Source organism: Aquimarina pacifica (assembly GCF_000520955.1).
GTDB lineage: Bacteria > Bacteroidota > Bacteroidia > Flavobacteriales > Flavobacteriaceae > Aquimarina > Aquimarina pacifica.
Genome location: NZ_JACC01000009.1, coordinates 134020 through 160306 on the forward strand (window position 1 = coordinate 134020; position 26287 = coordinate 160306).

Genomic DNA, 26287 nt, shown 5'->3' on the forward strand with positions numbered 1-26287 from the left:
CGCGAAAGCGTAACAAAGTATAAAATCAGAATTATGGCTTTAGAAATGAAAGTCCCTTCACCGGGAGAGTCCATTACAGAAGTAGAAATAGCACAATGGCTTGTTGAGTCGGGTGATTATGTAGAGAAAGATCAGGCAATTGCAGAAGTAGATAGTGATAAAGCAACCTTAGAATTACCAGCAGAGGCAAGTGGTGTCATAACGCTTATGGCAGAAGAAGGCGATGCGGTAGCAGTAGGGCAGGTTGTATGTCATATTGATACAGATGCGGCCAAACCAGCAGGAGATGCGCCGGCTGCAGAGGCTCCAAAAGAGGCTGAACAAAAAGCACCAGAACCAGTAGCTACTCCGGTAGCACCAGCAAAAACTGAAAGCTATGCTACAGGAACGGCTTCGCCAGCAGCCAAAAAAGTATTAGCTGAAAAAGGAATTGACGCAAAACAAGTTCAGGGTACTGGAAGAGATGGTCGCATTACCAAAGCCGATGCTATCGATGCTAAACCATCAATGGGGACTCCAGGATTAGGAAGTAGAGGAGAGTCGAGAAAAAAATTATCAATGCTTCGTCGTAAAGTAGCAGAGCGATTAGTTTCTGTTAAAAACGAAACAGCAATGCTGACTACCTTTAATGAGGTAGATATGCAACCAATTTTTAATTTGCGTAAGCAGTATAAAGAGACATTCAAAAGTAAACATGGTGTAGGATTAGGCTTTATGTCTTTCTTTACACTAGCTTGTGTAAGAGCATTAAAGATGTATCCTGCGGTTAACTCTATGATTGATGGTAAGGAAATGATATCTTTTGATTTTCAAGACATCAGTATTGCGGTATCAGGACCTAAAGGACTTATGGTTCCGGTAATTCGTAGTGCAGAAAACTTAAGCTTTAGAGGAGTAGAATCTGAAGTAAAAAGATTGGCTATAAGAGCACGTGATGGTCAAATTACTGTAGATGAAATGACCGGAGGAACTTTTACGATTACTAATGGAGGTGTTTTTGGGAGCATGTTGTCAACACCAATAATTAATCCACCACAAAGTGCCATTTTAGGAATGCATAATATCGTAGAACGTCCTATCGTTCGTGATGGACAGATAGTGGTAGCTCCTATAATGTATGTGGCGTTATCATATGATCATAGAATTATTGATGGTAAAGAATCTGTTGGGTTCTTAGTAGCTGTAAAAGAGGCACTTGAAAATCCTGAAGAATTATTGATGGATAATAATGTATTAAGAGCTTTAGAATTATAGTATATACAAAGTATTACATATAAAAAAGCCACGATGTACATCGTGGCTTTTTTATATGTAATACTCTCTTGTTTGATTTATGCCTTTTTTACTTTTATAGTACACCCAATAGCTTTTGTGTAATTAGGATCTGGTTGTTCTCCTTTTTCTAATGCCATAATTGCATTTTCAATATAATTAGTTTTTACTTCCTCAGAAGATCTCGCATTATCATCAATTGCTCCTATATATTGTACTTTTCGATCTTTGTCTAGCACGAATACATGTGGAGTTCTTACAGCACCATATTGCGGATATATTTTTTGCCCTTCATCAACAAGGTAAACAAATGGGAAAGCTTTTTCTTTAGCACGTGCTTGCATATCTTCAAAACTCTCACCATTTATTTCTGGATGGTTAGGGTTGATAGCAACTACAGGATATCCCTTTGGGGCTAAATTATTATGTAGCTCGATCAAACGATCTTCATACATTTTAGAAAAAGGACATTCATTACATGTAAAAGTGATGATATATCCTTTTGCATTTTTAATATCTGCAAGAGAAACCATAGTTTCATCAACATTTTTAAGTGAAAAATCTGTAGCGGTTTCACCAATTTTATACCCTCCGATCTCATTGAGAGTTTTAGTTTGAACTGGACCTTTTCCTTTTGGTGGTCTTTCTTTTTCTGCACCAGAAGGAGGTCCTTTGCGATCAGACATTTCAGTAGTACTAGAAAGTTCTTCTTTACCCTCAATAGTATTTGATTGTTGATTGTTTTTGCAAGAAGTAAGTATAGTAATGGTAAGCCCCATAACTATAATAATTGAACTTAGTTTTTTCATTTCTATATGTGTTTTTTATTCTAAAAATTTACAGTATTGTTTCATCAATGACTTTTTCTAAATCTTCAAGACTTTCGAATGAACGTTCAAAATAATTACGTTTTTCACTATTGAAAACTAGAGTAAAAGGAAGGGCTCCAGACCAGTTGGGGTCAACTTTGTCGATCCAACTATTCGCATCACCATCATCAAGTAAAACTACTTCGGATTGAATGTTTCTTTTTTCGATAAATGGCAGAAGTCGTTTTTCGATATCTTTGGCAAAATCTAGGCTAACAAGTAGTACCTTGACTTTTTGATCTTTATTTTTTTGATTATAGGTTTCAAAAAAAGGTAATTCTTTTACACAAGGTGCACACCAAGTTGCCCAAAAATTAACAACATATGTTGTGTCACTTTTTGTATGAAGCAAGGGTTCTAGTTCTTTAAAATCAAGAGTTTTGATCGTATTAACCTCAGTGTTTTTTTGATTTTGGATGGTATTTTTCACTACTTCTTGATCATTTTTCGGTTTCTCTGTATACTTACAGCTATAAAAAGAAATCGATGCAAAAACGATAAAAGCTAAGCGAATAGGAAATATTTTTTTCATACATACAAATCTATTGGGTTTTGTAAAAAGTCAAAAGTATTTAATGTTACTTTAACTAAAGTAAATTTTTTGAATTGTATTTATCTTGTTTTCAGTAGATTGTGTGTTAATTTGAGGTTAATTTAATACGATTGCTAATGTTTTTTTTGTACATTAAATCACTAACCATATCGAAATAACTTATGAAAACTTCATTAGTCGCCGCCGTTTTTCGTTATCTATTGCTTTCCTTTCTTTTACTTATTCTGTTTTCTTCATGTCAGGAAAAAGCTGGAGATGATTTTACACAAGAAGATGTTCGTCGTATTACTCAAGTTCTTAATGAATTAGATGAAGATGAGTATAGAATTGTTTTACCTGTTTTTAAGGATTCAAAAATTGTGGGTTCAGAAGTATATGGTAACCTACCAATAACAGAGGTTCGCCGTGTTGCGATATCAAAAGGAATTTCATATGTAGAAAAAGGAAATTTACAAGCTATTTTTCAGTCTTGCGAAGGAGGCGGAGCAGGCTCACATGTTAATAGTGATTCTGCAGCTAGAGGAAATGATAGTGAGGCTGATGCAGACGGAAATGCTGTCTATGATAGGATTGATCAAATTCTTAAGAATATTGATAAAAGTAAATTTATTCAAATTCGAAAATAATTGATTTTAAGATTATAACGTAGCATGATCAAAACAAAATTGATATATGTGATTTTGGCTATCACACACTTACTGCTGGTTAACATCTTTATTTGGACGAATTTTGAAAATAAAAAACCTTCAGGTGTATATCAGTATCTCAGGATATACAGAGATTTTGCAGGGTGTTTTAGAGATTATACTTATTTTGCCCCGAATATTGCTAATGACACACGAGCTGGTTTTATAGCCAAGACAACATCTGATAGTGTCTATTTCTTACCCTTTAGAGCTGAAAACAAACTAGTGAATACACGCTATAATAATTTGATTTCTTCTGGTATGAGAAATCCAAAAGGACGTGATCTTTTTGCACGTTCATGGGCTACATTGTTATTTGGTCAGAGTGATAGTATTTGTGATATCACTGTTTTTACAGAAGCATATATTATACCTACAATTCAAGAATATCGAAATGGGATGCAGCCTTCTTGGAATATGATTTATATGGGACGTTTTGAAAAGGAAATCAATAAATAAGCCTTGGAGGTATGAATTATCTAAAGCAAGTTTCTTTAAGTAAAATAGTGCACACTGTATTTGATAAAATAACTTCTTTTTTCTTGTTTCCAATATCACCATTTCCTCTTGGGTTTTTTAGAATTGGTATAGGATTAATCGCATTATTTTTATTGATACAATTATGGCCATATCTTCTTCAATTATATGGTAATTTTGGTTTTATACAATGGGCTATTCTCGAAACTAATACATATACTTGGTTTCCTTCTATTGGTAAGTTGTATCTACTTACAGAGCCTATAGGCTTTTCTCCTGAAACATGTGTGTACCTTGTTTTTTTGGTATATGGTATATCTTTACTTGGTTTTATTTTGGGGATTATAACAAGAGTAACTGCTTTTTTGGTTTGGATATGTCATTTAACCATAATTAACAGTGGTTTTATGTCAATCTATGGTCTCGATACCATGCTTCAAATATGTTTCTTTTATGCAATTTGGATGCCGGTAGGTAAGAGTCTGACTATTTTTCATTTGTTTGGTAAGGAAACAACCCAGCCTTCTTTTGTGTCTGGATTGTCTATTCGAACTTTACAGCTTCACCTATGCATCATATATTTAAATACTTCGATAGCTAAGATGCGGGGAGCGCAATGGTGGGATGGTGAGGCGATTTGGAGAGCCTTAATGCAACCACAATTTTCTACATTTAGCTATGACTGGTTGTCGGTATGGCCTTTTGTGCCAAAATTTATAGGATGGTCTGTATTGTTAATAGAGTGCGGTTATCTGGTTTTTATTTGGCCTCAAAAAACAAGGAAATTTTGGTTATCAAGTATATTATTGCTTCACGCCGGAATTGCCTTATTAATGGGGTTACCTCTTTTTTCATTAACCATGATTGTGATGAATGTAACAGCTTTTGGGTGGGATAAAAACACTCGATTTTTTATTAAGTATAAAAAGGTGCGTTTTTAACACATATTTTCTAACATATAATACGAGTTTAATCTCTTACAGAGTAATTAGCCTTTATGTGCTTACTACAAAAACATTTAATTCATTAACAACCAAAATTTTTTTTTGATCGTGGTCAACATGAATTAACGAATTTTAGAGATAAGGTCAATAAAGATATATTGTTGTGGTCGTGATTTGAAATATTTTGAAAAGGAAATTAATTTATCCCAAATATAAAACTTCTATATAGCTCTAAATAAAACTTAGATTTTGAAACCTTATTTTTCATTTAGATATACCATCTCACTATAAGGAATAATGGTAGTATAACCTTTATCTTTAAAATAAGACATATCTTCAGGAGATCCGGTTGCAAGTACAAAATCGCCACCCCAACCACCGAGACTTTTGAGACTATTATGATAATCTGGGAACAATCTGGATTTTACCGTAGGGGTTTTAATTATTTTAGAAATGATTTCTTCATGAGTATTTATTAAAATTTCAAAGGTTTCTAAATCCGTACATTCGATCATTTTCTCTGTAATCTCATTCACCTTTTTTTCTGCGGTATCAAAATCTTTAATAGGCAATGACTGATAGTGTTTAATAGAGGCTTTACTATCCTGTTTTTGATTGAGATAGATAAAAAATAAATTTTCTTTGAATGGTGGGTCAAAGTCCGTTTCTGTAACAATAGGTTTTCCTAGGTTACGTTTGTAGACAATGGGTTTGTGATGTTTTGCACAAGCAATGTCGTATCCGCTGCCACCAAAACTTTTCTCTAATAATTCATAGGCATTTACATTTGCCCACTGCGCAATATTATTGATTAATGTAGAAGAGGATCCGAGGCCCCATGCACTATTAAATTCTAATTTGGTTTCTATGTAATACCCTTTTTCTTCAGAAAGAAATTTGGGATTCAGTTGCTTTGCTGTATTTAGTATTTTTAGTAGTGTGTTGTGTATTTTATGGTCTGGATTTGCGTTTTCGGGAGTTTCAAAATGTATTTCTGTTTCGAACCAACAATTACCAGAGTGATCCATACTTTTCCAGTGCAGTAATTTCGAATCTACTTCTTCAATTTCATTAACATATAACCATTGCCCTAATCTGGTAGGAATAGCCAAAGCGTTACTTCCGTCAAGGACTAGATACTCTCCCGTTAGTAGAAGTTTTCCGTGGCTGTAGAAAGATTGTTTTGTCTTCATGATCTTAATTTTTCAATCTGCGTAACAACTTCGCTGTGGGTCACTGTATTGGTTTTGAAATAATTTACAAGGTGTTTTTTTTCAATTTCTGTGGCATCAAACTGATTAAGGATATTCATTAGGTGCATTTTCATATGTCCTTGTTGAATTCCTGTGGTAATTAGAGAGTTTATCGCAGCAAAATTTTGAGCAAGACCTGCAACTGCTGTAATTTTCATTAATTTTTTAGCATCTGGTTTTTCGAGAATTTGCAATGCTAACTTTACTAAGGGGTGTAGCGATGTTAACCCTCCTACGGTACCCATGGCTAATGGGATTTTTATCGAAAAGGTAAATATGTCATTTTTAATTTCTGCATGCGTCAGACTAGTGTATTTTCCATTTCTTGATGCATATGCATGTGCTCCGGCCTCAATAGCTCTAAAATCATTTCCTGTAGCCAACACCACCGCATCAATACCGTTCATAATTCCTTTGTTATGAGTAGCAGCGCGATAAGGTTCGATTTCTGCAATGCGAATAGCACGTACAAACTTTTCTGCATACTCATAAGACGAAAGTTGTGGCGTATTAGGTAATTCAGATATGTTACATGAGACAGAGGCTTTTACCAAACAATCAGGGACATAATTTGAGAGGATACTCATAATAATATCTATGTCTTTCTCCTGATCCGTAAAATCAGTATATTCTCTTGCTTCTACAAGCAGGGTTTTAGCAAATTGCTCAAGACAGGAATTTATAAAATTGGCTCCCATTGCATCTACCGTTTCAAAGGTACAATGCAGTTGGTAGTAATTGTCAAGTTCATCGGTTTTATTTCTGAGTTCTATGGCTACAATTCCACCACCACGTTTTTCCATATTATTAGTAATATGAGAAGCTGAACTGATTAGTTTAGCAGTACTAGCTGCGACAAATGCTTGTAGTTTTTTTTGATCCCCAGTAAATGAAAAATGGACTTGTCCTACTTTTACAGTAGAGAGGACTTCTGCCTTAAAACCACCGCGATTTTGCCAAAATTTTGCAGCTTTACTTGCAGCAGCAACTACAGAGCTTTCTTCAATAGTCATTGGTAGTGTATAACGCTTACCATTAATCAAAAAATTGGGAGCAATCGAAAAAGGCAAATAATAATTAGAGATTGTATTTTCGGTAAACTCATCATGGAGCTTTTGAAGTTTCTTGTCAGAATTCCAGTAGGTAGTTAATACATTAATGGCGTTTTGATCATTGTTAAAATGATGTTCTACAAGCCATTTGATTTTATCTGTTTTTGAGAGTTTAGAAAATCCTGAAACTAGAGGTGTCATTCTGTTATTTTGGTATTAGAGGTTTCAAATATACTATTCTGTTTTATTATACTTGGTTTATACATTAATTTCTATTTGCCATGTAAGGTTTTATTGAAGATATGTTAACGAGAAATGTATATGCACCCTTAAAATTATTGTATTTAACAACAAATGTTGTATTTTTCGAAGATTTTTTAGTATTCTTGGCGATTATGATTTTTAACCATATGATATGAAAATTACAAAGATTCTTTTTCCTGTAGTATTATTTATTGCATTTAGTGTTGTTTCTCAAGACAAATCGTTTACTGTCGACGAAATTTGGGGAGGAGCTTTTTTAACCCAAGGCTTCGAATCGTTGCATTCTATGAATAATGGTACAGAATATTCAGTTCTGGAGCAAGATGGGATTTCTGGAGCAACGAATATAGAGGTATACAGCTACGAGACAGGTGAAAAAACCAGAACATTACTAAGTACTTCTATGATTGATGAATTGTCTTCTTTTCAGGGATATGAATTTAGTGAAAACGAAAGCAGAATATTACTGTATGGTGAATTAGAACAAATATATCGTCGTTCTTACAAAGGGGTTTACTACTTATATGATGTTCCTTCAAAAGGTATTTTTAAAATTCATGATAAAAAAATTCAATCACCGATGCTGTCTCCAGATGGTAATAAGATCGTTTACATTTTAGAGAACAATATATATATGCTCAATTTTGTAACAGGACAAGAGATTCAGTTAACAGATGATGGAAAGAAAAATGAAATTATCAACGGAATTACGGATTGGGTATATGAAGAAGAGTTTGCCGTTGTTAGAGCTTTTGATTGGAGCGCAGATAGTAATAAAGTTGCATTTTTACGTTTTGATGAGCGTGAAGTACCGGAGTTTTCGATGGATGTATACGGAAATCAATTGTATCAACAACAAGAAGTGTTCAAATACCCTAAAGCAGGAGAAAAGAACGCTAAAGTATCTTTGTTTATAGCAGATATTACAACAATGACATCTGATGAGGTGCGTTTAGGGGATTACAAGGATTTTTATATTCCTAGAATTAAATGGACAGCAAACCCTGATATGTTAAGTGTTCAGGTGTTAAATAGGCATCAAAATAATTTGGATTTAATTTTTGTAGACGCCAAGACAAAAACACCTAAAGTAGTACTCAATGAGCAGGATGAAGCGTATGTTGATATTACTGATAACCTTACTTTTTTAGAGGATAATAGTTTTATCTGGACAAGCGAGAAAGATGGTTTTAATCACATTTACCATTATAAACAAACAGGAGAGTTGATTAATCAGGTTACACAAGGGTCTTGGGAAGTCACTGATTATTATGGTTATGATAAAAAGAATAAAAAAATATTTTATCAGAGTGTCGAGAAATCCAATATTAACCGAGATATTTTTTCTATAGGCCTTAATGGAAAAGAAAAAAAGCAATTGAGCACAAAAGAAGGTACAAATGAAGCTGAATTTAGTGCTGATTTTGGACTCTATATTAATTACTTTTCTAATACAAGTACTCCTTATGAATATAGTCTTCATTCTAGCAAAACAGGAGAAGTAGTAAGAGCTATTAAAGACAATAAAACATTATTAGATGCATTATCAAAATATAATGTAAGGCCAAAAGAATTTTCTACTATTGATATTAACGGAGAAACTCTTAATGCATGGATGATTAAACCTAAAGACTTCGATCCTAAGAAAAAGTACCCATTATTAATGTATCAATATTCAGGTCCAGGGTCCCAGATGGTAAGCAACTCATGGTATTCTTCAAATGACTACTGGTATATGATGTTAGCGCAACAAGGATACATAGTAGCTTGTGTTGATGGAAAAGGAACTGGTTTTAAAGGTTCAAAATTTAAAAAAGCAACGCAAAATGATTTAGGAAACCTAGAGGTGCAGGATCAGATAGCAGCGGCAACGTATTTTGGGGCATTAGAATTTGTTGATGCTTCACGAATTGGTATTTGGGGATGGAGCTATGGTGGTTTTATGTCTAGCAACTGTTTGTTTAAGGCTCCGGATACTTTCAAAATGGCTATTGCCGTAGCACCTGTTACCAGTTGGAGGTTTTATGATACTATTTATACAGAACGTTATCTCAAGACACCACAAGAGAATGCAAAAGGATATGATGATAACTCACCAATTAATTTTGTAAAAGGGTTGAAAGGAAAATATTTACTAATACATGGTAGTGCTGATGATAATGTGCATGTACAAAATACGATGCGATTGGTCGAGGCGCTTGTACAGGCAAACAAGGATTTTGATTGGGCTATCTATCCTGATAAAAACCATGGAATATATGGTGGTAATACAAGACTTCATTTGTATAATAAGATGACGAACTTCATCAAAAATAATTTATAAATAATAACTCAACTTTTTTAATAACTTAATTTTTATTTTATGTCTTCAATTTCACAACCTCATCAAAAAGAGCTTTTCGGGCATCCTATCGGGCTGTATGTCTTATTTATGACCGAAATGTGGGAGCGTTTTTCCTATTATGGTATGAGAGCTCTTTTTGTTCTATATCTTACCACAAAAACTGTGGATGAAAACCCTGGTTTAGGTTGGACATCTGGAGAGGCTTTAGCACTTTATGGATGGTATACCATGTTAGTGTATGTGGCATCAATTCCTGGTGGGTGGATAGCAGATAAGCTATTAGGACAGAAGAAATCCGTTTTAATAGGGGGGATTCTTTTAGTTGTGGGGCACAGTGTTCTGGCGATTGAGGAAATGTGGGCATGGTACTCAGGTCTGGGACTGATTATTGCAGGTGTAGGAATGCTAAAACCAAATATTTCTACTATGGTAGGAGGTTTGTATAAACAAGGAGATATTCGCAGAGATAAGGGGTTTACTATCTTTTATATTGGGATTAACCTAGGTGCTTTTTTATCTAGTTTAATTGTTGGATATGTGGGAGAAGTTCATGGATGGCATTACGGTTTTGGTTTAGCAGGTATTGGTATGGCATTTGGTCTGGTACAATACCTTTTAGGGCAAAAATACCTTGTACATGTAGGTAATTTTTTGGGTACTTCTGAAAAAGTAGAAGATAAAGAAGCAATGAAAAAGCCCTTGACTAAAATTGAAAAAGATAGAATAGTAGTATTACTAATTTCTTTTCTATTGGTGATCGTTTTTTGGGGAGCTTTTGAGCAAGCAGGAGGATTAATGAATATCTATGCGAATGAAAAAACAAATAGGATGTTGATGGGATTTGAGGTTCCTGCATCTTGGTTTCAATCTCTAAATGCGATGTTCATTATTTTTCTGGGAACTACCGTTGCTTTATACTGGGCAAAACGAAAATTAAAAGGAAAAGTATCTAGTTCCTTGTTTAAGATGATAGTGGGGCTCATAATTATGGGAACAGGTTTCTTTTTTATGACAGCAGCCTCTGCAGAATTTACAGCTAATGGTTCTTCTGCTATGTATTGGTTAGTTTTGGCGTATCTTTTTCATACTATAGGAGAACTTTGTATATCTCCTGTTGCTTTATCTTTTATTACAAAATTAGCTCCAGTAAAATATGGAGCATTGATGATGGGAGTTTATTTTGCTATGACTGGTTTCGGTAATAAATTGGCAGGGTTGCTGGGAGAGTCTGCAGAGAATCTTGGTGAATTTACAATATTTACAGGAATAGCGGTTTTTTGCGTTGTTTTTGGTCTAATAGTTATGGTTTTTAGAAAAAAACTAGAAATACTTACACATGGTGTAGAGGATAAAGAAGGAACTTCGCAAGAAGAGGCAGAGGGATTTGAATTGGCAGATAACTAAGATTTAGTATGACTGCACAAAACGATTCTAAAGTATTTAGTTTATTAGGTCATAAGCCTTCCTTATTTGTACTTTTCTTTACCGAAATGTGGGAGCGTTTCTCGTATTATGGTATGCGAGCTCTGTTTGTACTCTTTTTAACATCCGAAATAGTTAATGGCGGATGGGCATGGAGTAACGAAGATGCCTTAAAACTTTACGGATGGTATACTGGATTAGTGTACCTCACACCAATTCTAGGTGGGTTTATTGCTGATAAATTTATGGGCTACAGAAAAGCAGTGGCCTTGGGAGCTCTTTTTATGACACTGGGGCATGCAGCAATGGCTCTAGAGACTCCTGTGTTTTTATATGCGGGCCTTGCGTGTCTTATCATAGGTAATGGCTTGTTTAAGCCAAACTTAACCTCTATAGTAAGCGGACTTTATGACGCACATGAAGAAAAGAAAGACGGTGCGTATACCATATACTATATGGGAGTAAATGCAGGTGCTTTTTTAGGAATTATGTTATGTGGATACATAGGAGAAAAGGTAAGTTGGAGCTATGGATTTGGACTTGCAGGAATATTTATGTTCTTAGGAATGCTGCAATTTTGGTTTGGGCGAAGTATTTTTGAGAGTGTAGGCTTAGTACCTAAAGAGAAACTAGCATTAGATGATATAGATGATGAATTAGAAGATCATGCAGAAGAAGTTGTTGATCAGATTAAGGTGAGCTCTAAAGTAACCAAAGATCGATATATTGTTGTAGGGATACTGGCATTTTTTACCGTCTTTTTTTGGGCAGCTTTTGAGCAGGCAGGAGGATCTATGACTATTTTTGCAAATAAGTATACGAATCGTATTCTGACAGGCGATAGTGCCCTAATTTTTAAGATTGTAGATACGGCCATTACCTTAATACCTTTGCTTATTATTACATGGGTACTTTATAAGTTGTTCATTCAGACATTCAAAAAGATTTCATTATCAAATAGTATTTTGGGATGTAGTTTTGTAATCATATGGATTATTGTATTATGGAAATTAAATCGGGAGTTTGCTGCAGATACTACAGAAGTTCCGGCTTCATGGTTTGGGATTTTGAATTCTTTATTTATCATTTCTTTTGCTCCTATGTTTTCAAAACTATGGGAAAGTAAATACAATCCATCAGCAGCTGTAAAATTTGGTTTAGGGCTAATACTTCTGGGTTTTGGTTTTGCTTTATTAGCATTTGGTTCGATTGCTATTCCGCAGGGAGCAGAGACAGCAAGTGTAAGTATGATGTGGTTGATTCTGGCCTATTTATTTCATACATTAGGTGAATTATTTTTATCACCTGTTGGATTATCATACGTTAGTAAGCTAGTTCCTGCAAAATTAATAGGGGTTATGTTTGGTGTATGGTACCTCGCTATTTTTCTAGGTAATTGGTCTGCAGGTCAATTAGGAGGAATGATTGATCAAATTACAGCTAATTATTCATTAACGACTTTCTTTTTAATTTTTACTGTTGTGCCAATAGGCGCTGGTGGGCTTATGATAGCGCTTAATCCATTGCTAAAGAAGTTGATGCATGGAGTGCGATAATGAATACTAAACTTTTTTGTGTAAATTTGTGTTGCTACCCAACTCTAATTGAATTCCTTCCTGTAAGAGGAATGGTTTTTGTTCTTAGCAACTATAAACAACTATAAAATGAAAAACCTACTTTATGTTCCAGTATTTTTACTGTGCTTTTTTGTTCAGGCGCAAGAAATAAACTGGATGTCGATGAATGATGCATTAGCCGCGCAAAAAACTAACCCCAAAAAAATATTTATGGATGTCTATACCAATTGGTGCGGGCCTTGTAAACTTTTGGATAAAAATACGTTTCATAATGCAGATGTAGTATCCTATGTAAATAAAAACTATTATGCTGTAAAATTTAATGCAGAAGGGACAGAGGAAGTACATTATAAAGATTTTACATATACAAATCCGAATTATAATCCTGCCCGAAAAGGTCGCAATAGCCAACACTTTTTTGCAAATGCATTAAAAGTATCTGGATACCCTAGTATGGTGTTTTTTGATGAAAAGGGAGAGCTAATTGCCCCAGTAGTTGGGTATAAAACTCCTAAGCAATTAGAAATATATCTGAAAATGATACATAATAATGATTATAAAACCTTAACGAGTACTGATGCTTGGCAGGCATACGAAAAATCTTTCGTGAGTACATTTGCGAATTGATGATAAGGTCTTATACTGGATATCATAAAAAAGCATGACTACTACTAGTCATGCTTTTTTATGATAACGAATCCAAAGTTTTTTTGGGACTTTAGATTCGCATAATATAGAGAAGCTCGTTTAGTGAAGAAAGGCGTTTTATTCCTTTTTTAGAGGGATTGCTGCTTACGTATAATAAATAAGTGAGGTGAGATGCCACTATATTAATCGGTATGGTATTTGAAATAGATTTTTCAATACAAAAAATAGATTTGAAAATCAGAAAATTTATGTTTGTAGATCAATTTTGTATTATTGATTTTACAATAGAAATGGTATTACTACAATTAATTGCTTAAGTTTGCGTTAAACTGATTAATAAACTCGATGTAATACCCAAATCACTTTCAAAAAATAAAAGCATGTAACAAGTAGAATAACTCAAATTTCTTGTTTAGTCGATCTCTTTTTGTGCTGGTTTGTTTTTTGAAAATGCCATATTTATGAAGAAAATATATCTCATAGCTACCCTAACTATGTTAATTGTTATTTTGCTTTTTTCTTTTGAAGCAAGAGAACAATATAGTCTGAGACATACTTCGTCACCTATTGTTACTGAACCATTAGAAATTTCACCTGACTTTTATTTTTCTGTGTCAAATAAAAAACATTTGACGGCAGCATTACAACGATATTTTAATCAAGCAATTGATAATGGTGATATTGTAGGTGCTTCTGTTGCTATTGTAAAATGTGATTCCGTTTTATATGCCGGAGGTTATGGACATAGAAGTAGTGTTACTAAAGAAAAGATTAATGAAGAAACTATTTTTAGAATAGGTTCGGCCTCAAAAGGATTTGCAGGTGTTTTGGCAGGGATTCATGTAGAGGAAGGGCTCATAGATTGGGGAGATAAGGTGATGTCGTATATGCCTGATTTTGAACTTCCGAATAAACAACAGACAGAAAACATTACCATATCGCATATATTGTCTCATACTACAGGGTTACCGTATCACAGTTTTACGAATCTCGTTGAAGACGGAATATCAATTAATGAAATAGCTAGTAGCTTTAAGGAGGTAGATCCTATAGGAAAACCAGGTGCTATTTATAGTTATCAAAATGCAATTTTTGCCTTAAGCGGAGCAATCGTTGAGCAAGTTACAGGAACCTCGCTTAGAGAAGTAATGCAAAAAAAGATTTTTGATCCGTTGGCAATGTCTTCTGCTTCTACAAGTTATGAAGCACTTGAGTTGTCTGATAATGTAGCGCAACCACATAAAAAATATATAAATGGATGGCAGCCGATACCTATAAATAATAAATATTATACGAATGCCATTGCTGCAGGAGGGGTAAATGCCAGTGCTGTTGATATGTCTAAGTGGATGAAGTTTCTGTTAGGTAATAATCCAGAGGTGCTAATGCCTACCAGTATGCAAGAAGTGTTTACTCCAAAAATTGAAGTGGGCGGAAGGAGTAAGTACTACCAAAAATGGCCTAACTATATATCGTCATCGTACGGGTATGGATGGCGTATACATACATTTGTAAATGAAGGCTCGCAAAAACCAGCAACCATAATTCACCATGGTGGTAGCGTTAACGATTATAGAACCGAGATAGCTATATATCCTGAAGAAGATTTAGGGATCTGCGTACTCTTTAACAGTCAAAATAAGTTGGCTAGAACCTGTGTGCCTGATCTCCATAAAATTATTCAGGAAATAATGAATACTTCTTCGTATGACGAAGTATTAAAAGAGTCTTTGAGTGTTCTATAGATTTTATTTGCCTTGTCTTACTATAAAAGCGCCTTTTTTACCTGTGTGATGAAAAGGAATTTTATGTTTTTTGCACGTTGTTTTCCACTTTTTAATATAGCTTCTATAATTACTTGCATCCGCAACAATTTTACGTGGAGTAAAGCTCTTTAATAATCGTTCTAAATTAATTTTAGGAGAATTAGATAATATAATAATATCAGGGTCCATCTCTTTAACCTTGTAAATTGATGTGCTGTCTATTAATAAAATTGTTCGATCCTTATAGCTATACACATTTTTTAGAGGAGCTATAGTGTCTAGTTTTGCTTGTTTTTGTGTTAGGTAGTTGTTGAGTAAAAAGTGACGTGTTTTTACAGAAAGAGTGTCGTGACTATATAGACTTAGATTTTTGTTTTTAAGAAAGCCTACCGTTGTATTGTTGTTGTTATTAAATACGATAAATTCTTCTTGATTAAGAGCACCCGTCTTCTCAAAAATAATAATAGACATTAATATCAATACAGATGAGACCATCCAGATTCTTCTTTTTTTATAGTCCTGAATAGTTAAAAAAGAAGTAATAATAACGTTGTAAAGGGCTAGTAGCATTTTCCAGGAAAAGAAAATATTTTCAATTAAAAATACATCTTGCTGTGCTACCCAACTAACGCTAGTGTTCATATAGTCAATACATAAACCGAATAAAGTTGCAATTTTTTCTGGTAAGATGTTTAGACATGCTAATAGAATTGTTATTACGCCTAATCCGAGAATACTCCCTAAAAACGGGATGATTAATACGTTTGAGATAAAAAATAGTAACGGAAATTGATTAAAATAGAATAGAGAAAGTGGCAATAGTCCTAGTTGTGCTGCAATGGTTACTGTAAATGTTTCCCAGATTTTTTTAGGGATGAAATATTTAGGTTTGTAGTGCTTTGCTAATTTGGGTTGAATCCAAACAATAGCAAAAACGGCTAGATAACTAAGCTGAAACCCAATAGAGAAAAGCAATAAAGGATTAAAGCACAAAAGAATAAATAACGAAATGAATAATGAATTATAAATGCTTGTTTTTGATCTAATGTGCATACCAATCGCCAAAAAAGAAAACATGGTTACCGCTCTAAGCACCGAAGGTGATAATCCTGCAATAATGGCAAAACACCAAAGTAATATAAGAGTTGCTATTAATTTTATGGTTTTATATCGATTTCCATATCTGTCTAATGGACTTAGGATAAAAGTAAGAAATGCTAGAATGATGCCAACATGTAATCCGGATACGGCTAATATATGAATAGCTCCTGCATTTTTGTACTCATCTAATGTTTCTGTATCAATGTCTTGACGTTGCCCTAACAATAATGCATTAATGATAGATAATTGTTTTTTGTCAAAATCATAATGCGATAGTTTGTTATTAACGAAGGTTCTAATTTGATCCGATAAGTAATAAAAAGACCAAAATGTCTTTTTATTACTTATTAATTTATTGTTTGATACTGTGATCTGGTGATATATATATTGTTTTTCCAAATACTTAGCATAATCAAACTGATTCGGATTTTTAGGTTTTGAAATAGAGGATAAATTTGTAAATGTACTATATGAGGTCCCAATTGGTAATGGCTCAGACAGGGTGTCTATGGGTATTCTAATTAGTAATTTGCCTTTAGAAATATGATTTGAAATGTGTTGTATTGAGGCAATGTACTTGTCGTAATAGATAGAGGGTTTTAGTCGCTCTTTGATATGAAATTGAATTCCAACTTTTTTGTTTTTAATGTTTTTGTTCTCTAAAAGGTAAGTATAGTGATTATCATAGCTCTTTGGATTATGAATTTTAACGAGTGTAATACCAAAGGTTATAAAAAAAGCAATCATTACAATCGTAAAAAAAGAGCCTTTAGAAGAAGTCTTTTTTTCGTAATACCATGAAAGGCCTAGAAGACCAACCTGTACAGTAAATATGAATAAAATGGTTTGGATATTAATAGAAAGAAATTTCTCAATACTAATTCCTATTACGGTCGAAATAGTAATGATAATAAACGGGATATTAAGAAGCTTCACAACACTATATATGCTTATAACATCCTTTTTGCCTTTACAAATCTGGGGTTCCAATAGGAATCCTCAAGGCTAGAAATGATGACTCCTTTTTTAGAAGAGGAATGAATAAATTTGATACCTCCTTTGGTTTGTACTACAATTCCAACATGAGAGATGGTATTTTTTCCTTTAATAGTTTTAAAAAAAAGTAAATCTCCTATTGCTACTTTTTTGAGGGAAACAGATGTTCCTTGGGCAGCCATATTTCTTGAGGTTCTTGGTAGGGTAACATTTTCTTTTTTGAAGGATGTGTATACAAGGCCCGAACAATCCATACCCTTTCTTGTTGTGCCTCCATATTTGTAAGGTGTCCCACTAAAAGCTTTTGCATGCCCAACAATGCTTTTTATTTTTTTATTGGGAGCACTACTATGTGCACTATAAGTACTTTTTTTGGAAGAAATAACAGCTGTTTTCTTTGATGCTCCGCCACAGGAGGATAACAAGAAGCTTAACAAAATAAGTAAATAGTAGTAAATGTTCTTCATTATTGGGGTGTTTTTATTGTATAGATTCGACTATTAACTTGGCGGTTTTGTCATTAGCCCCTTTTCCTCCAAGTTTTTTCTCTAAGTCATAATAGTCCAAAAATAATACCGCTCTATTGTAATCGTCTATAATTTTTGAAAGTTCTTCTTTTAATCTTTTAGGATTCAATTCATTCTGAATAAGCTCTGCCACTACTGGCTTATCCATAATCAAGTTTACCAAAGAAATATATTCAAGATTAATAACACGTTTTGCAATTTGATAAGAGATGTAACTCCCTTTGTAACAGACAACCTGCGGAACTTTGAACAATGCCGTCTCTAGCGTCGCTGTACCCGATGTAACTAGGGCTGCATTACTAAGACTTAGTAAGTCGTAGGTTTCATTCATAATCAGGTGCACTCCTTGTTTTTGAATAAAGGGGGCATAAAATTCAGGATCCTGGCTAGGTGCCCCAGCAATTATAAATTGGTAATCAGGAAAATCGTCAACAACCGTAAGCATAACCTTGAGCATTTTACGAATTTCTTGTTTTCTGCTTCCGGGAAGGATAGCAATAATTGGCCGATCATCTAGATCATGCTTAGATTTGAACGTTTCTGGCATAATTTGTTTATGCTCAGAAATGGCATCGATTAAGGGGTGTCCTACAAATTGTACAGGGAATTCATGCTTGTCTTCATAAAAAGTTTTTTCGAAAGGGAGAATTACATACATCATATCTACATACTCCATGATGGTTTTTATTCGACCTTCTTTCCACGCCCAAATTTGTGGAGATATGTAATAATGTGTTGGGTACCCTTTTTCCTTTGCCCATTCCGTAATGCGCAAATTAAACCCTGGGTAGTCTATAAAAATAACAGCATCAGGGTTGAAATCAGTAATATCTTGTTTGCAAAATTTTAGGTTTTTAAGAATGGTAAATAAATTCATAAGGACCTCTACAAACCCCATAAAAGCTAAGTCTCTGTAATGTTTGGCCATGGATCCTCCTACAGCCTGCATAAGATCCCCTCCCCAAAATCTAAAAGTAGCTTCGGGATCTTCTTTGAGAATTGATTTCATAAGATTAGCACCATGTAAATCTCCTGATGCTTCTCCGGCAATAATATAGTATTTCACTTTTTTGTATGGTTTTAAACGTCAATAAACTTATAAACTCTATCAGATTGGGGGTGTTTTTAATTAATTCTGCTACTATATTTTACAATTAGAATCCAAATTTACTAATTGCGATACAAATAGCAGCAATAAGTGTTGCAAGAAGAACGCCTCGAGCATGATATATGTTGTTTTTTCTTAGAAATAAAAAAAACACGATCAAGTTTGGTAATGCACCTAGAGCAATTAGGCTTTCGAATGAGTCATTTATCATAGATGTTTTGATAGTATCAGAAAACGACGAGGTTTGTTTACTCAATGAACTAAATATAAATACGCAAATTATAAATCCAAGAATATTTAATAGTAAACCAATAGAAAAACCGGTAAGAATCTTTTTTTTAATCATGTAAGCGACCAATTGTTTAGTTCCTGTATAAAATGATGTGCCGTGAGATCAAACAGAGTAGGAACAATAGATATATATCCGTTGTGTAATGCCCATTCATCAGTATCTTCTCCTTTGTCTTCATTAATAAAAGTGCCCGAAAGCCAATAATATTCTCTTCCCATTGGATTTGTTCTTTTGTCAAATTCTTCCATCCAATGTGCATTCGCCTGTCGACATATTTTTATTCCTTTAATATCTTTTTCGGGTAATTTAGGAATATTCACATTGAGAACAACTCCTTTAGGTAAGCCATTTTTTAGAACATTCGTAACAATTGTTTTTACGAATTTTTTTGAAGGCTCGAAATCAGCATCCATGGCATAATCAAGTAAAGAAAATCCTATTGCGGGTATTCCTTCAATACCTGCTTCGACAGCAGCACTCATGGTACCAGAATAAATAACATTGATAGCAGAATTGGACCCATGATTAATACCGCTCACACAAAGATCGGGTTTTCTTGTTAATAATTGTCTAGATGCCATTTTTACGCAATCTACCGGAGTTCCTGAGCAACTATATTCCTGTTGAGGTGCATTTTTATCAATAACAACAGCATCACAATAGAGTGCACTATTAATCGTAATGGCATGCCCCATACCACTTTGTGGACTATCAGGCGCCACCACAACAACGTCTCCGATTTCAGTCATTACACTAATTAAAGCACGTATTCCTGGAGCCGTGATTCCATCATCATTAGTGACCAAAATTAAAGGCCGTTTTTGAGTCATATTTGTATGGGTTTTGATCGTAAAAATACACTTTTTTATCATAGTAATTTACACCCATTTTTTGAATATAAATCCTATGTGAAACTTTCTATGTTTTCTATATGTAATGCCTTACTTTGTTTTTGAATGCAACCATAACAAAACTATTTGTAAAATTGTAGAAAATGTTATGTTTTATAGCTGTTGAAGTATGTATCATGATGCTCTAATGAATACACCCGTTTAAACAAAAAAACATCCAAAATATAACCAAAAACTTACTGTCGTTTATGAAGTTTTAGTGAAGCTAAAAGTAAAACTTCCCCAAATGAAAAACGAATGTGCATAAGAGTATCATATATTATTAGTTCATTTAAGAAAAATTTAGTATTATTACGTGTTATTGGCATGATTTTTAATGTAATTTGCCTACTATCCCTAAATTAAATGAGCATATGAAAAAGAGTTTTTTGGTTTTGATGCTAACAATCATTGTTTCAGCAGCATCTTGCAGTTTTACTACCAAAGTAGAAAATGACCCGGATAAGGATAAATTATTAATCGATTTAATAAGTTATGTCTTGGGTAAAGGGCATTATGATGCCAAGTCTATTAATAACGATTTCTCGAAGGAAGTTTTTGTTGATTATATTGATGCATTAGATCCACTTAAAAGATATTTTTATCAAAGCGATATTGAAGAGTTTGAAGAGTTCAAAGAATTGATTGATGATGAAATACGAAATAAAGAAATTAAATTTTTTAATCTAACATATGAGCGATTACAGCATCGAATGATGCAAGCTCGAAGATTACATAAAGAGATTCTCGAGGTGCCTTTTGATTTTGAAAAAGACGAAAGTATTGACACTGATTATGAGAAATTACCATATGTAGAGAATGAGAGCCAGATGAGGGATCGTTGGAGATTACAATTAAAATTTAATGCATTATCTAGTTATTATGATAAAGTAGAGGCGCAGATAGACTCTCTTACCAAAAACAGTAATTATAAACGCAAAACATCTATTGTGCTTGAGAGTGAGGCACGAGAAATTACCAAAACTTCGTTAAAAGAGTATTTCGAATTTGCTGATGATTTAGAAAGAAAAGATTGGTTTTCTATCTATATCAATTCTATCGTAGAAGAATTTGATCCACATACGTACTATTTTGCTCCTCAAGATAAGGACCGATTTGATATTGCTATGTCTGGAAAATTAGAAGGGATAGGGGCACGATTGCAAAAGAAAAATGACAACGTCAAGGTTATTGAAATTATTTCGGGAGGTCCTGCCTGGAGAGGTAACAGAGTAGAAGTAGGAGACCTTATCATGAAGGTAAAGCAAGAAGATGAAGTAGAGCCTGTGAGTATTGTAGGGATGAGACTTGATGATGCTGTTAGTCTAATAAAAGGCCCTAAGGGAACTAAAGTAACATTGACAATTAAAAAAGTTGATGGTACAACTGATGTTATCGAAATTGTAAGGGATGTGGTTGAGCTCGAAGAGACATATGCCAAATCTTCGATAGTAAAGAAAAATGATAAGACATTCGGTATTGTTAACCTTCCTAAGTTTTATTTTAACATGCAGGACTACAATCAACGTAATGCTGCTAAAGATGTAAAACAAGAGATTATACGTCTTAAAGAACAAAATATGGATGGTTTGGTAGTTGATCTTCGCGATAATGGAGGAGGATCGTTACAAACTGTTGTTGATATTGCTGGCTTATTTATAGAAAAAGGGCCAATAGTTCAGGTAAGAACAAAAGGAGAATCTCCAGAAGTATTGAGTGATAAAGATAGAAATATACTTTGGGATGGTCCCTTGGTAATTTTGGTAAATGAATTATCTGCATCTGCTTCAGAAATTTTGGCCGCTGCAATGCAGGATTACAAAAGAGCCATTATTATAGGTAGTACCCAGACATACGGTAAAGGTACAGTTCAGAATGTAATGGACCTTAACAGATGGATGAGAAGTAATGATTTCGGAGATCTTGGTGCGCTAAAATTGACCACACAAAAATTTTATAGAGTTAATGGAGGCTCAACACAATTAGAAGGAGTCAAAAGTGATGTAGTAGTGCCGGATCGTTACAGTTATATTGATATTGGTGAAAAGGATCAAGAAAATCCTTTGCCATGGGATAAAATAGCCGCAGCTGATTATACGGCTTGGGATGGGTATATTGATTTTAACCAAACAATTACCAATAGTAAAGAAAGAATGGCTAAAAATAGTCAGTTAAAATTAATAGACGAAAATGCAAAGTGGGTGAGTCAAAAAAGAGACATTAACACGTATTCTTTAAAGTATAATAAGTACAAGGCTAATATTGCAGAAAATGAGAAACAAGCAGAACGTTTTGAAGCAATAGACGATTACAAAACCAATCTTACTTTTGAATCTTTACCATATGAAAAAACACTGATGAAATCAGATTCAATTTTATCTGAGAAAAGAAGTCGATGGCATACAAGCCTGAGTAAAGATGTATATGTAGAAGAAGCAATTAGTGTATTAGAGGATATGAAGATTAATAATATAAGAAGGTCAAAAAATCCACTTACACTAAAGAATTAATGTGCATTAATGCCTAAAAAATCAAACTCATTAAGTACACTGGCGCTCCAGAAATTCAAGAAGAATTTTTGGGGCGTTTTGAGTTTTTACTTTATTGTTTTTTGTGGGTTAATAGCGATTTTTGCCTATGCTATTGCTCCCGATAACTCTCAGAATGCAAACCAAATGCATTTGTCAATTCATTCTAAACCTCCTGGTTTTAATGTAAAAATGCTAACCATTCCTTCTCAGTCTTTAACAGATCAATCTTTTTTTGATCGTTTTTTTTTCGGAGAAAAAAATACAGATACAGAACTTCCTATTGAGCGATATGTGTTAACAAATGATGCTGTTAAAATATATCCATATAGTGAAGGAGAAGTGATTGAATTGTCAAAAGAAATTAAAAAGTCAAGTTTTCCTAGTGCATTAAGTATGAGTGAGATTATAGATACTTATGTAAAGGAGAAGACCTTTATTTTAGGTACCGATAAATACGGAAGAGATTTGTTAAGTAGAATGCTTGTGGGTATTCGTATTTCTTTTTCTATAGGTTTTGTTGCTGTATTTATTTCACTGTTTTTAGGGATTTTTATGGGGGCTATTTCAGGATATTTTGGCGGTAAAGTTGATGCAGCAATTATGTGGTTGATTAATGTTACTTGGTCAATTCCTACCTTGTTATTAGTTATTGCTATAACGTTGGCTTTGGGTAAAGGATTTTGGCAAGTTTTTATAGCAGTGGGCCTTACGATGTGGGTAGAAGTAGCTCGTATTGTTAGGGGGCAGGTAATGAGTGTTAAACAAATGCAGTATGTAACTGCGGCAAAGGCATTAGGCTTTACGAATTATAGGATAATCACTAAACATATATTACCAAATAGTCTTGCCCCGGTGATCGTGATTTCTGCAGCTAACTTTGCAGGTGCAATTCTTATTGAAAGTGGGCTTAGCTTTTTAGGAATAGGTGCACAACCTCCCATGCCTAGCTGGGGTGCAATGATTAAAGATCATTACTCTTATATTATTTTAGGAAAAGCATACCTCGCAATTATTCCTGGATTAGGAATTATGAGTCTCGTAATGGCTTTTATGTTAATAGGAAATGCTCTGCGGGATGCATTAGATGTAAAGGGGTGACCAATGCATTAGCGATGTCTGAATAGAAAAATATCGAGAGTATTAACCCTCGATATAGTAAAAGTAAAATCATTATTAATTGGTGTGCTCTATTCTCTTAATAACATATAAGTTTGGTTTTCGCCTTTAGCATTTCGGATGTTAAGGAAATATACACCGGATATAGAGCCAAGTTCAAGTGGGACTAGTTTTTTGCTTTCAATATTCCCTTTTGCAGTTGTTTTTCCTAGAACATCGATTATCTCATAGCTACCTATAAAATCATTTTTAATTTCGAGAAAGATATTGCCTTTATTTGGGTTAGGGTACACAGCGATACTTTGGTCAAAAGTATTTGTATTATTACTTGTTTTTGAAGCGTTAGAATTTATTTGGAATACGCTACTGGTTCCCGTATAATCAGTAAGTCGGCCTGAAAAGATTTGTTTACTTTTTCCAAAATGACGAATCCGATACTGACCACTATTGATATCTTCGGGTATATCCCAGGAAATATTTATTTTCGAATAAGAAATACCTTCTCGCTCCCAAGTTAGTTTTGTGATCGGATCTCTATCGAGATATATCGCATTCCAATCCGAACCATTTTTTACTTCTACAGTCAAATAAGTATCATTTACTTTTAAATCATTGTTGGGATGTGCACCCCAAAAAGTTACTGAGACTTTATCACCAGGATTGTAAGAGCTATTAACATCTTTATCGATATCTCCATATTTTTTGAAAAAAGGTTTGCTATCGAATAGGATAGGAGTGGTTACATCTACAGAAGGAGCTGCTTTATATGGTATTTCTGGCTCTACATCAGGCCAAGGGTTAGATGTAGGGTCAGCTAATTTCAGTGCCAAACGTTCAAATTCTTGTTGATATGCACTCAGTGTCCATGGACCAAAATGAGTGCTGGCACCTTCGTATTGCTGAAGCGCATACTCTTCTCTAGTAGTTACATATCCCGTATATGCATCAGAATACCCTGCGAGTACTGTTTCTGTTATGCCAGTATTTTCTATATCTGCAATTGTTGCTCGAGTTCGACGACCCGACATGACCGTGAATTCTGCAGGTACAGCCAAAATCCCTAATTGTCCTATTTTCATAAGTGTAGTGGGTACTATTTTTGGTGTTGCCGGGTCTTCATCGTCAGCTCCTAAATAGAATAGAGGAGCGATAGGTTTTTCTGCATGACATAGATCTATGCTAGTACCAAAATTAGGGTTTTTAGTAATGCCTTCTTCTATGCCCAGACCGCTTCGTCCATCTTCTGCTCCCGCTGTAAAAGAAACTCCTAAAGCCGCTTTGCAAGTGTTTTGTGTACTACCGTCTGTAAACTTTGGATCGATAATAATAGAGGAAAAATCAGTATAACGAGATACTACTTTTACCGAACCGGTTAATTTTGTAGTTGCATTTATATACAGCTCTAAAGCTTTGTTATATTGTCGCGTTCCTATAATTTCTGTACTTTCTTCTTCGTTTTCTCCCGGTCCTGTTGCATTTTGATTTGGGTCACTTACAGGGGGCAGGTTTAGATTGGGAGATAAATCTCCTGCATTGGTATTGGCAAAAGCAGCAACAAATGAATCAGATTCATCGTAGGTAGAGTTTTTAAGTCGTTCAAATTTTAGAGCAGCGTATCCTTTATTATCGGCACTATTGTGTTGGTAAGAGTTGGATAAACTGGTTGGGTGTACTGCAAACCATGAAATCATCCCTACTTCTTTGCCACTTTGTGTAAATTTTAAAACCGTCATTTCTTCGTCAATGCTCGAAAATTCATTGGCATCAATATTATTTTGATAAGCGACCAAAGATCTATTAATACTAGCATTATTTAGAGAACCTTTGTTAAAGTAAATACTACCTGGTTTCATTGTATTGTGAGCGCGAACAATGGCCCCATAAATACCATTAACCAAATTATCAAAATTTGTTTTCCAATATCCGCCAGTGGCTAATTCATATAATGTAAAATGAGAAAACCCTCCTGTAGCTACATGTGTATGGGTCGCACTGATGATTACATTTTCATCTTCATAAAGATCACCAAATGTTTTTTTAAGCTTTTCTAGGACGGCTAAATTAACGGATTGAAAAGTTGCTCCTTTATCTATGCATACAAATACTACAGGGCGTTCGTCAGGTTCCTGAACAATAAAAGCACGTGCATATTGACGATCCTTTATCCCTGTATTTCTATGAAACGGATCTGCATACCCAAAATAATTGGTTTCAGCTATTTCTCCTGTAATATCATAGATTCCAACTCCGAGAGTATAATTATCTTGAGCCGAACTATGGACAGTGAATAAAACAAAAAATGAAATAAAAATAAAATAATAAGTTATTGTTAGCCTATTTTTTAAGTGTTTGTAAGACATAATGTTGTTGGTTTGAGTTTGGTTTTATGTGAATACTAAAGTTACTAAATATCAATTGATGACAATGAGGATATGATATAAAAAGTTGGTTTAAAAAATGAATACTTCTTTTTAACAGGGTATTTTTTAGGATTTTTGCAATTTTTGTTAGAAAACACCGGTTTTATGTCGAGTTACACAAAGTAGGGATATTTCTGTTTAATACTATTATGCTAAGAATAAGGTTAAAATGTGGTATT

Annotated in this window: 21 protein-coding genes; 11 read left to right on the plus strand and 10 right to left on the minus strand. The window is 34.1% G+C overall.

Annotated features, from left to right (window positions below; genetic code table 11):
• Positions 1 to 33 precede the first annotated feature (33 nt).
• Positions 34 to 1254 (plus strand): 2-oxoglutarate dehydrogenase complex dihydrolipoyllysine-residue succinyltransferase, encoded by a 1221-nt coding sequence (gene odhB, locus DZ60_RS0106775; RefSeq protein WP_025741336.1) that lies wholly within the window; start codon positions 34 to 36, stop codon positions 1252 to 1254.
• Positions 1255 to 1331: 77 nt separating this feature from the next.
• Here odhB and DZ60_RS0106780 read toward each other — a convergent pair whose 3' ends face one another.
• On the minus strand, positions 1332 to 2081 hold the full coding sequence (locus DZ60_RS0106780; protein WP_025741337.1) for a thioredoxin family protein: 750 nt from the start codon (positions 2079 to 2081) through the stop codon (positions 1332 to 1334).
• 28 nt (positions 2082 to 2109) lie between these two features.
• Positions 2110 to 2673 (minus strand): TlpA disulfide reductase family protein, encoded by a 564-nt coding sequence (locus DZ60_RS0106785; protein ID WP_025741338.1) that lies wholly within the window; start codon positions 2671 to 2673, stop codon positions 2110 to 2112.
• 182 nt (positions 2674 to 2855) lie between these two features.
• On the opposite strand from DZ60_RS0106785, the gene DZ60_RS0106790 reads away from it, so the two are divergent.
• From DZ60_RS0106790 to DZ60_RS0106800, 3 genes are read left to right on the plus strand one after another with little or no spacing between them, the layout of a single operon-like run.
• Positions 2856 to 3320 carry a hypothetical protein gene (locus tag DZ60_RS0106790; protein WP_025741339.1) on the plus strand — a complete coding sequence of 155 codons (465 nt, stop codon included), beginning with the start codon at positions 2856 to 2858 and terminating at the stop codon, positions 3318 to 3320.
• Between the two features lie 24 nt (positions 3321 to 3344).
• Positions 3345 to 3839: a hypothetical protein gene (locus tag DZ60_RS0106795; protein ID WP_025741340.1), complete on the plus strand. Its 495-nt coding sequence runs from the start codon at positions 3345 to 3347 to the stop codon at positions 3837 to 3839.
• Between the two features lie 11 nt (positions 3840 to 3850).
• On the plus strand, positions 3851 to 4798 hold the full coding sequence (locus DZ60_RS0106800; protein ID WP_025741341.1) for a hypothetical protein: 948 nt from the start codon (positions 3851 to 3853) through the stop codon (positions 4796 to 4798).
• A gap of 260 nt (positions 4799 to 5058) precedes the next feature.
• Here DZ60_RS0106800 and DZ60_RS0106805 read toward each other — a convergent pair whose 3' ends face one another.
• Both DZ60_RS0106805 and DZ60_RS0106810 read right to left on the minus strand, forming a co-directional pair.
• The gene (locus tag DZ60_RS0106805) at positions 5059 to 5994 is read right to left on the minus strand and encodes a GYDIA family GHMP kinase (RefSeq protein WP_025741342.1); all 936 of its coding nucleotides are present in this window, start codon (positions 5992 to 5994) and stop codon (positions 5059 to 5061) included.
• Entirely contained in the window at positions 5991 to 7307 is a 1317-nt protein-coding gene (locus DZ60_RS0106810; RefSeq protein ID WP_025741343.1) for a hydroxymethylglutaryl-CoA reductase, degradative, read from the minus strand. The genes DZ60_RS0106805 and DZ60_RS0106810 overlap by 4 nt, the downstream gene beginning before the upstream one ends.
• A gap of 214 nt (positions 7308 to 7521) precedes the next feature.
• Here DZ60_RS0106810 and DZ60_RS0106815 point away from each other — a divergent pair, with 214 nt between their 5' ends.
• The 5 genes from DZ60_RS0106815 to DZ60_RS22640 all read left to right on the plus strand — a co-directional run bounded on the left by DZ60_RS0106815 (position 7522) and on the right by DZ60_RS22640 (position 15106).
• Complete coding sequence (locus DZ60_RS0106815; RefSeq protein WP_025741344.1) at positions 7522 to 9693, plus strand: S9 family peptidase; 2172 nt, start codon at positions 7522 to 7524, stop codon at positions 9691 to 9693.
• Positions 9694 to 9732: 39 nt separating this feature from the next.
• Positions 9733 to 11118: a peptide MFS transporter gene (locus DZ60_RS0106820; RefSeq protein WP_025741345.1), complete on the plus strand. Its 1386-nt coding sequence runs from the start codon at positions 9733 to 9735 to the stop codon at positions 11116 to 11118.
• A gap of 8 nt (positions 11119 to 11126) precedes the next feature.
• Positions 11127 to 12692 (plus strand): peptide MFS transporter, encoded by a 1566-nt coding sequence (locus tag DZ60_RS0106825; protein ID WP_025741346.1) that lies wholly within the window; start codon positions 11127 to 11129, stop codon positions 12690 to 12692.
• Between the two features lie 108 nt (positions 12693 to 12800).
• Positions 12801 to 13340: a thioredoxin family protein gene (locus tag DZ60_RS0106830; RefSeq protein WP_025741347.1), complete on the plus strand. Its 540-nt coding sequence runs from the start codon at positions 12801 to 12803 to the stop codon at positions 13338 to 13340.
• Positions 13341 to 13822: 482 nt separating this feature from the next.
• Positions 13823 to 15106 carry a serine hydrolase domain-containing protein gene (locus tag DZ60_RS22640; protein ID WP_025741348.1) on the plus strand — a complete coding sequence of 428 codons (1284 nt, stop codon included), beginning with the start codon at positions 13823 to 13825 and terminating at the stop codon, positions 15104 to 15106.
• Between the two features lie 3 nt (positions 15107 to 15109).
• Here DZ60_RS22640 and DZ60_RS0106845 read toward each other — a convergent pair whose 3' ends face one another.
• The 5 genes from DZ60_RS0106845 to surE form a co-directional block, all read right to left on the minus strand.
• Positions 15110 to 17164 (minus strand): ComEC/Rec2 family competence protein, encoded by a 2055-nt coding sequence (locus tag DZ60_RS0106845; RefSeq protein WP_025741349.1) that lies wholly within the window; start codon positions 17162 to 17164, stop codon positions 15110 to 15112.
• A 14-nt stretch (positions 17165 to 17178) separates the two neighbouring features.
• A complete protein-coding gene (locus tag DZ60_RS0106850; RefSeq protein ID WP_034228966.1) occupies positions 17179 to 17691 on the minus strand; it encodes a C40 family peptidase in 513 nt (170 codons plus the stop codon).
• Positions 17692 to 17704: 13 nt separating this feature from the next.
• Positions 17705 to 18817 carry a lipid-A-disaccharide synthase gene (lpxB, locus tag DZ60_RS0106855; protein ID WP_025741351.1) on the minus strand — a complete coding sequence of 371 codons (1113 nt, stop codon included), beginning with the start codon at positions 18815 to 18817 and terminating at the stop codon, positions 17705 to 17707.
• An 88-nt stretch (positions 18818 to 18905) separates the two neighbouring features.
• Complete coding sequence (locus DZ60_RS0106860) at positions 18906 to 19205, minus strand: hypothetical protein (RefSeq protein WP_025741352.1); 300 nt, start codon at positions 19203 to 19205, stop codon at positions 18906 to 18908.
• On the minus strand, positions 19202 to 19981 hold the full coding sequence (surE, locus tag DZ60_RS0106865) for a 5'/3'-nucleotidase SurE (RefSeq protein WP_025741353.1): 780 nt from the start codon (positions 19979 to 19981) through the stop codon (positions 19202 to 19204). Before surE ends, DZ60_RS0106860 begins: the two co-directional genes overlap by 4 nt.
• A 434-nt stretch (positions 19982 to 20415) precedes the next feature.
• On the opposite strand from surE, the gene DZ60_RS0106870 reads away from it, so the two are divergent.
• The gene (locus DZ60_RS0106870; RefSeq protein WP_025741354.1) at positions 20416 to 22551 is read left to right on the plus strand and encodes a carboxy terminal-processing peptidase; all 2136 of its coding nucleotides are present in this window, start codon (positions 20416 to 20418) and stop codon (positions 22549 to 22551) included.
• Positions 22552 to 22560: 9 nt separating this feature from the next.
• Positions 22561 to 23670, plus strand: coding sequence for an ABC transporter permease (locus tag DZ60_RS0106875; RefSeq protein ID WP_025741355.1), 1110 nt, complete (start codon positions 22561 to 22563; stop codon positions 23668 to 23670).
• Positions 23671 to 23759: 89 nt separating this feature from the next.
• On the opposite strand, the gene DZ60_RS22645 is transcribed toward DZ60_RS0106875, so the two are convergent.
• Positions 23760 to 26048: a neutral/alkaline non-lysosomal ceramidase N-terminal domain-containing protein gene (locus tag DZ60_RS22645; RefSeq protein WP_025741356.1), complete on the minus strand. Its 2289-nt coding sequence runs from the start codon at positions 26046 to 26048 to the stop codon at positions 23760 to 23762.
• Between the last annotated feature and the right edge of the window lie 239 nt (positions 26049 to 26287).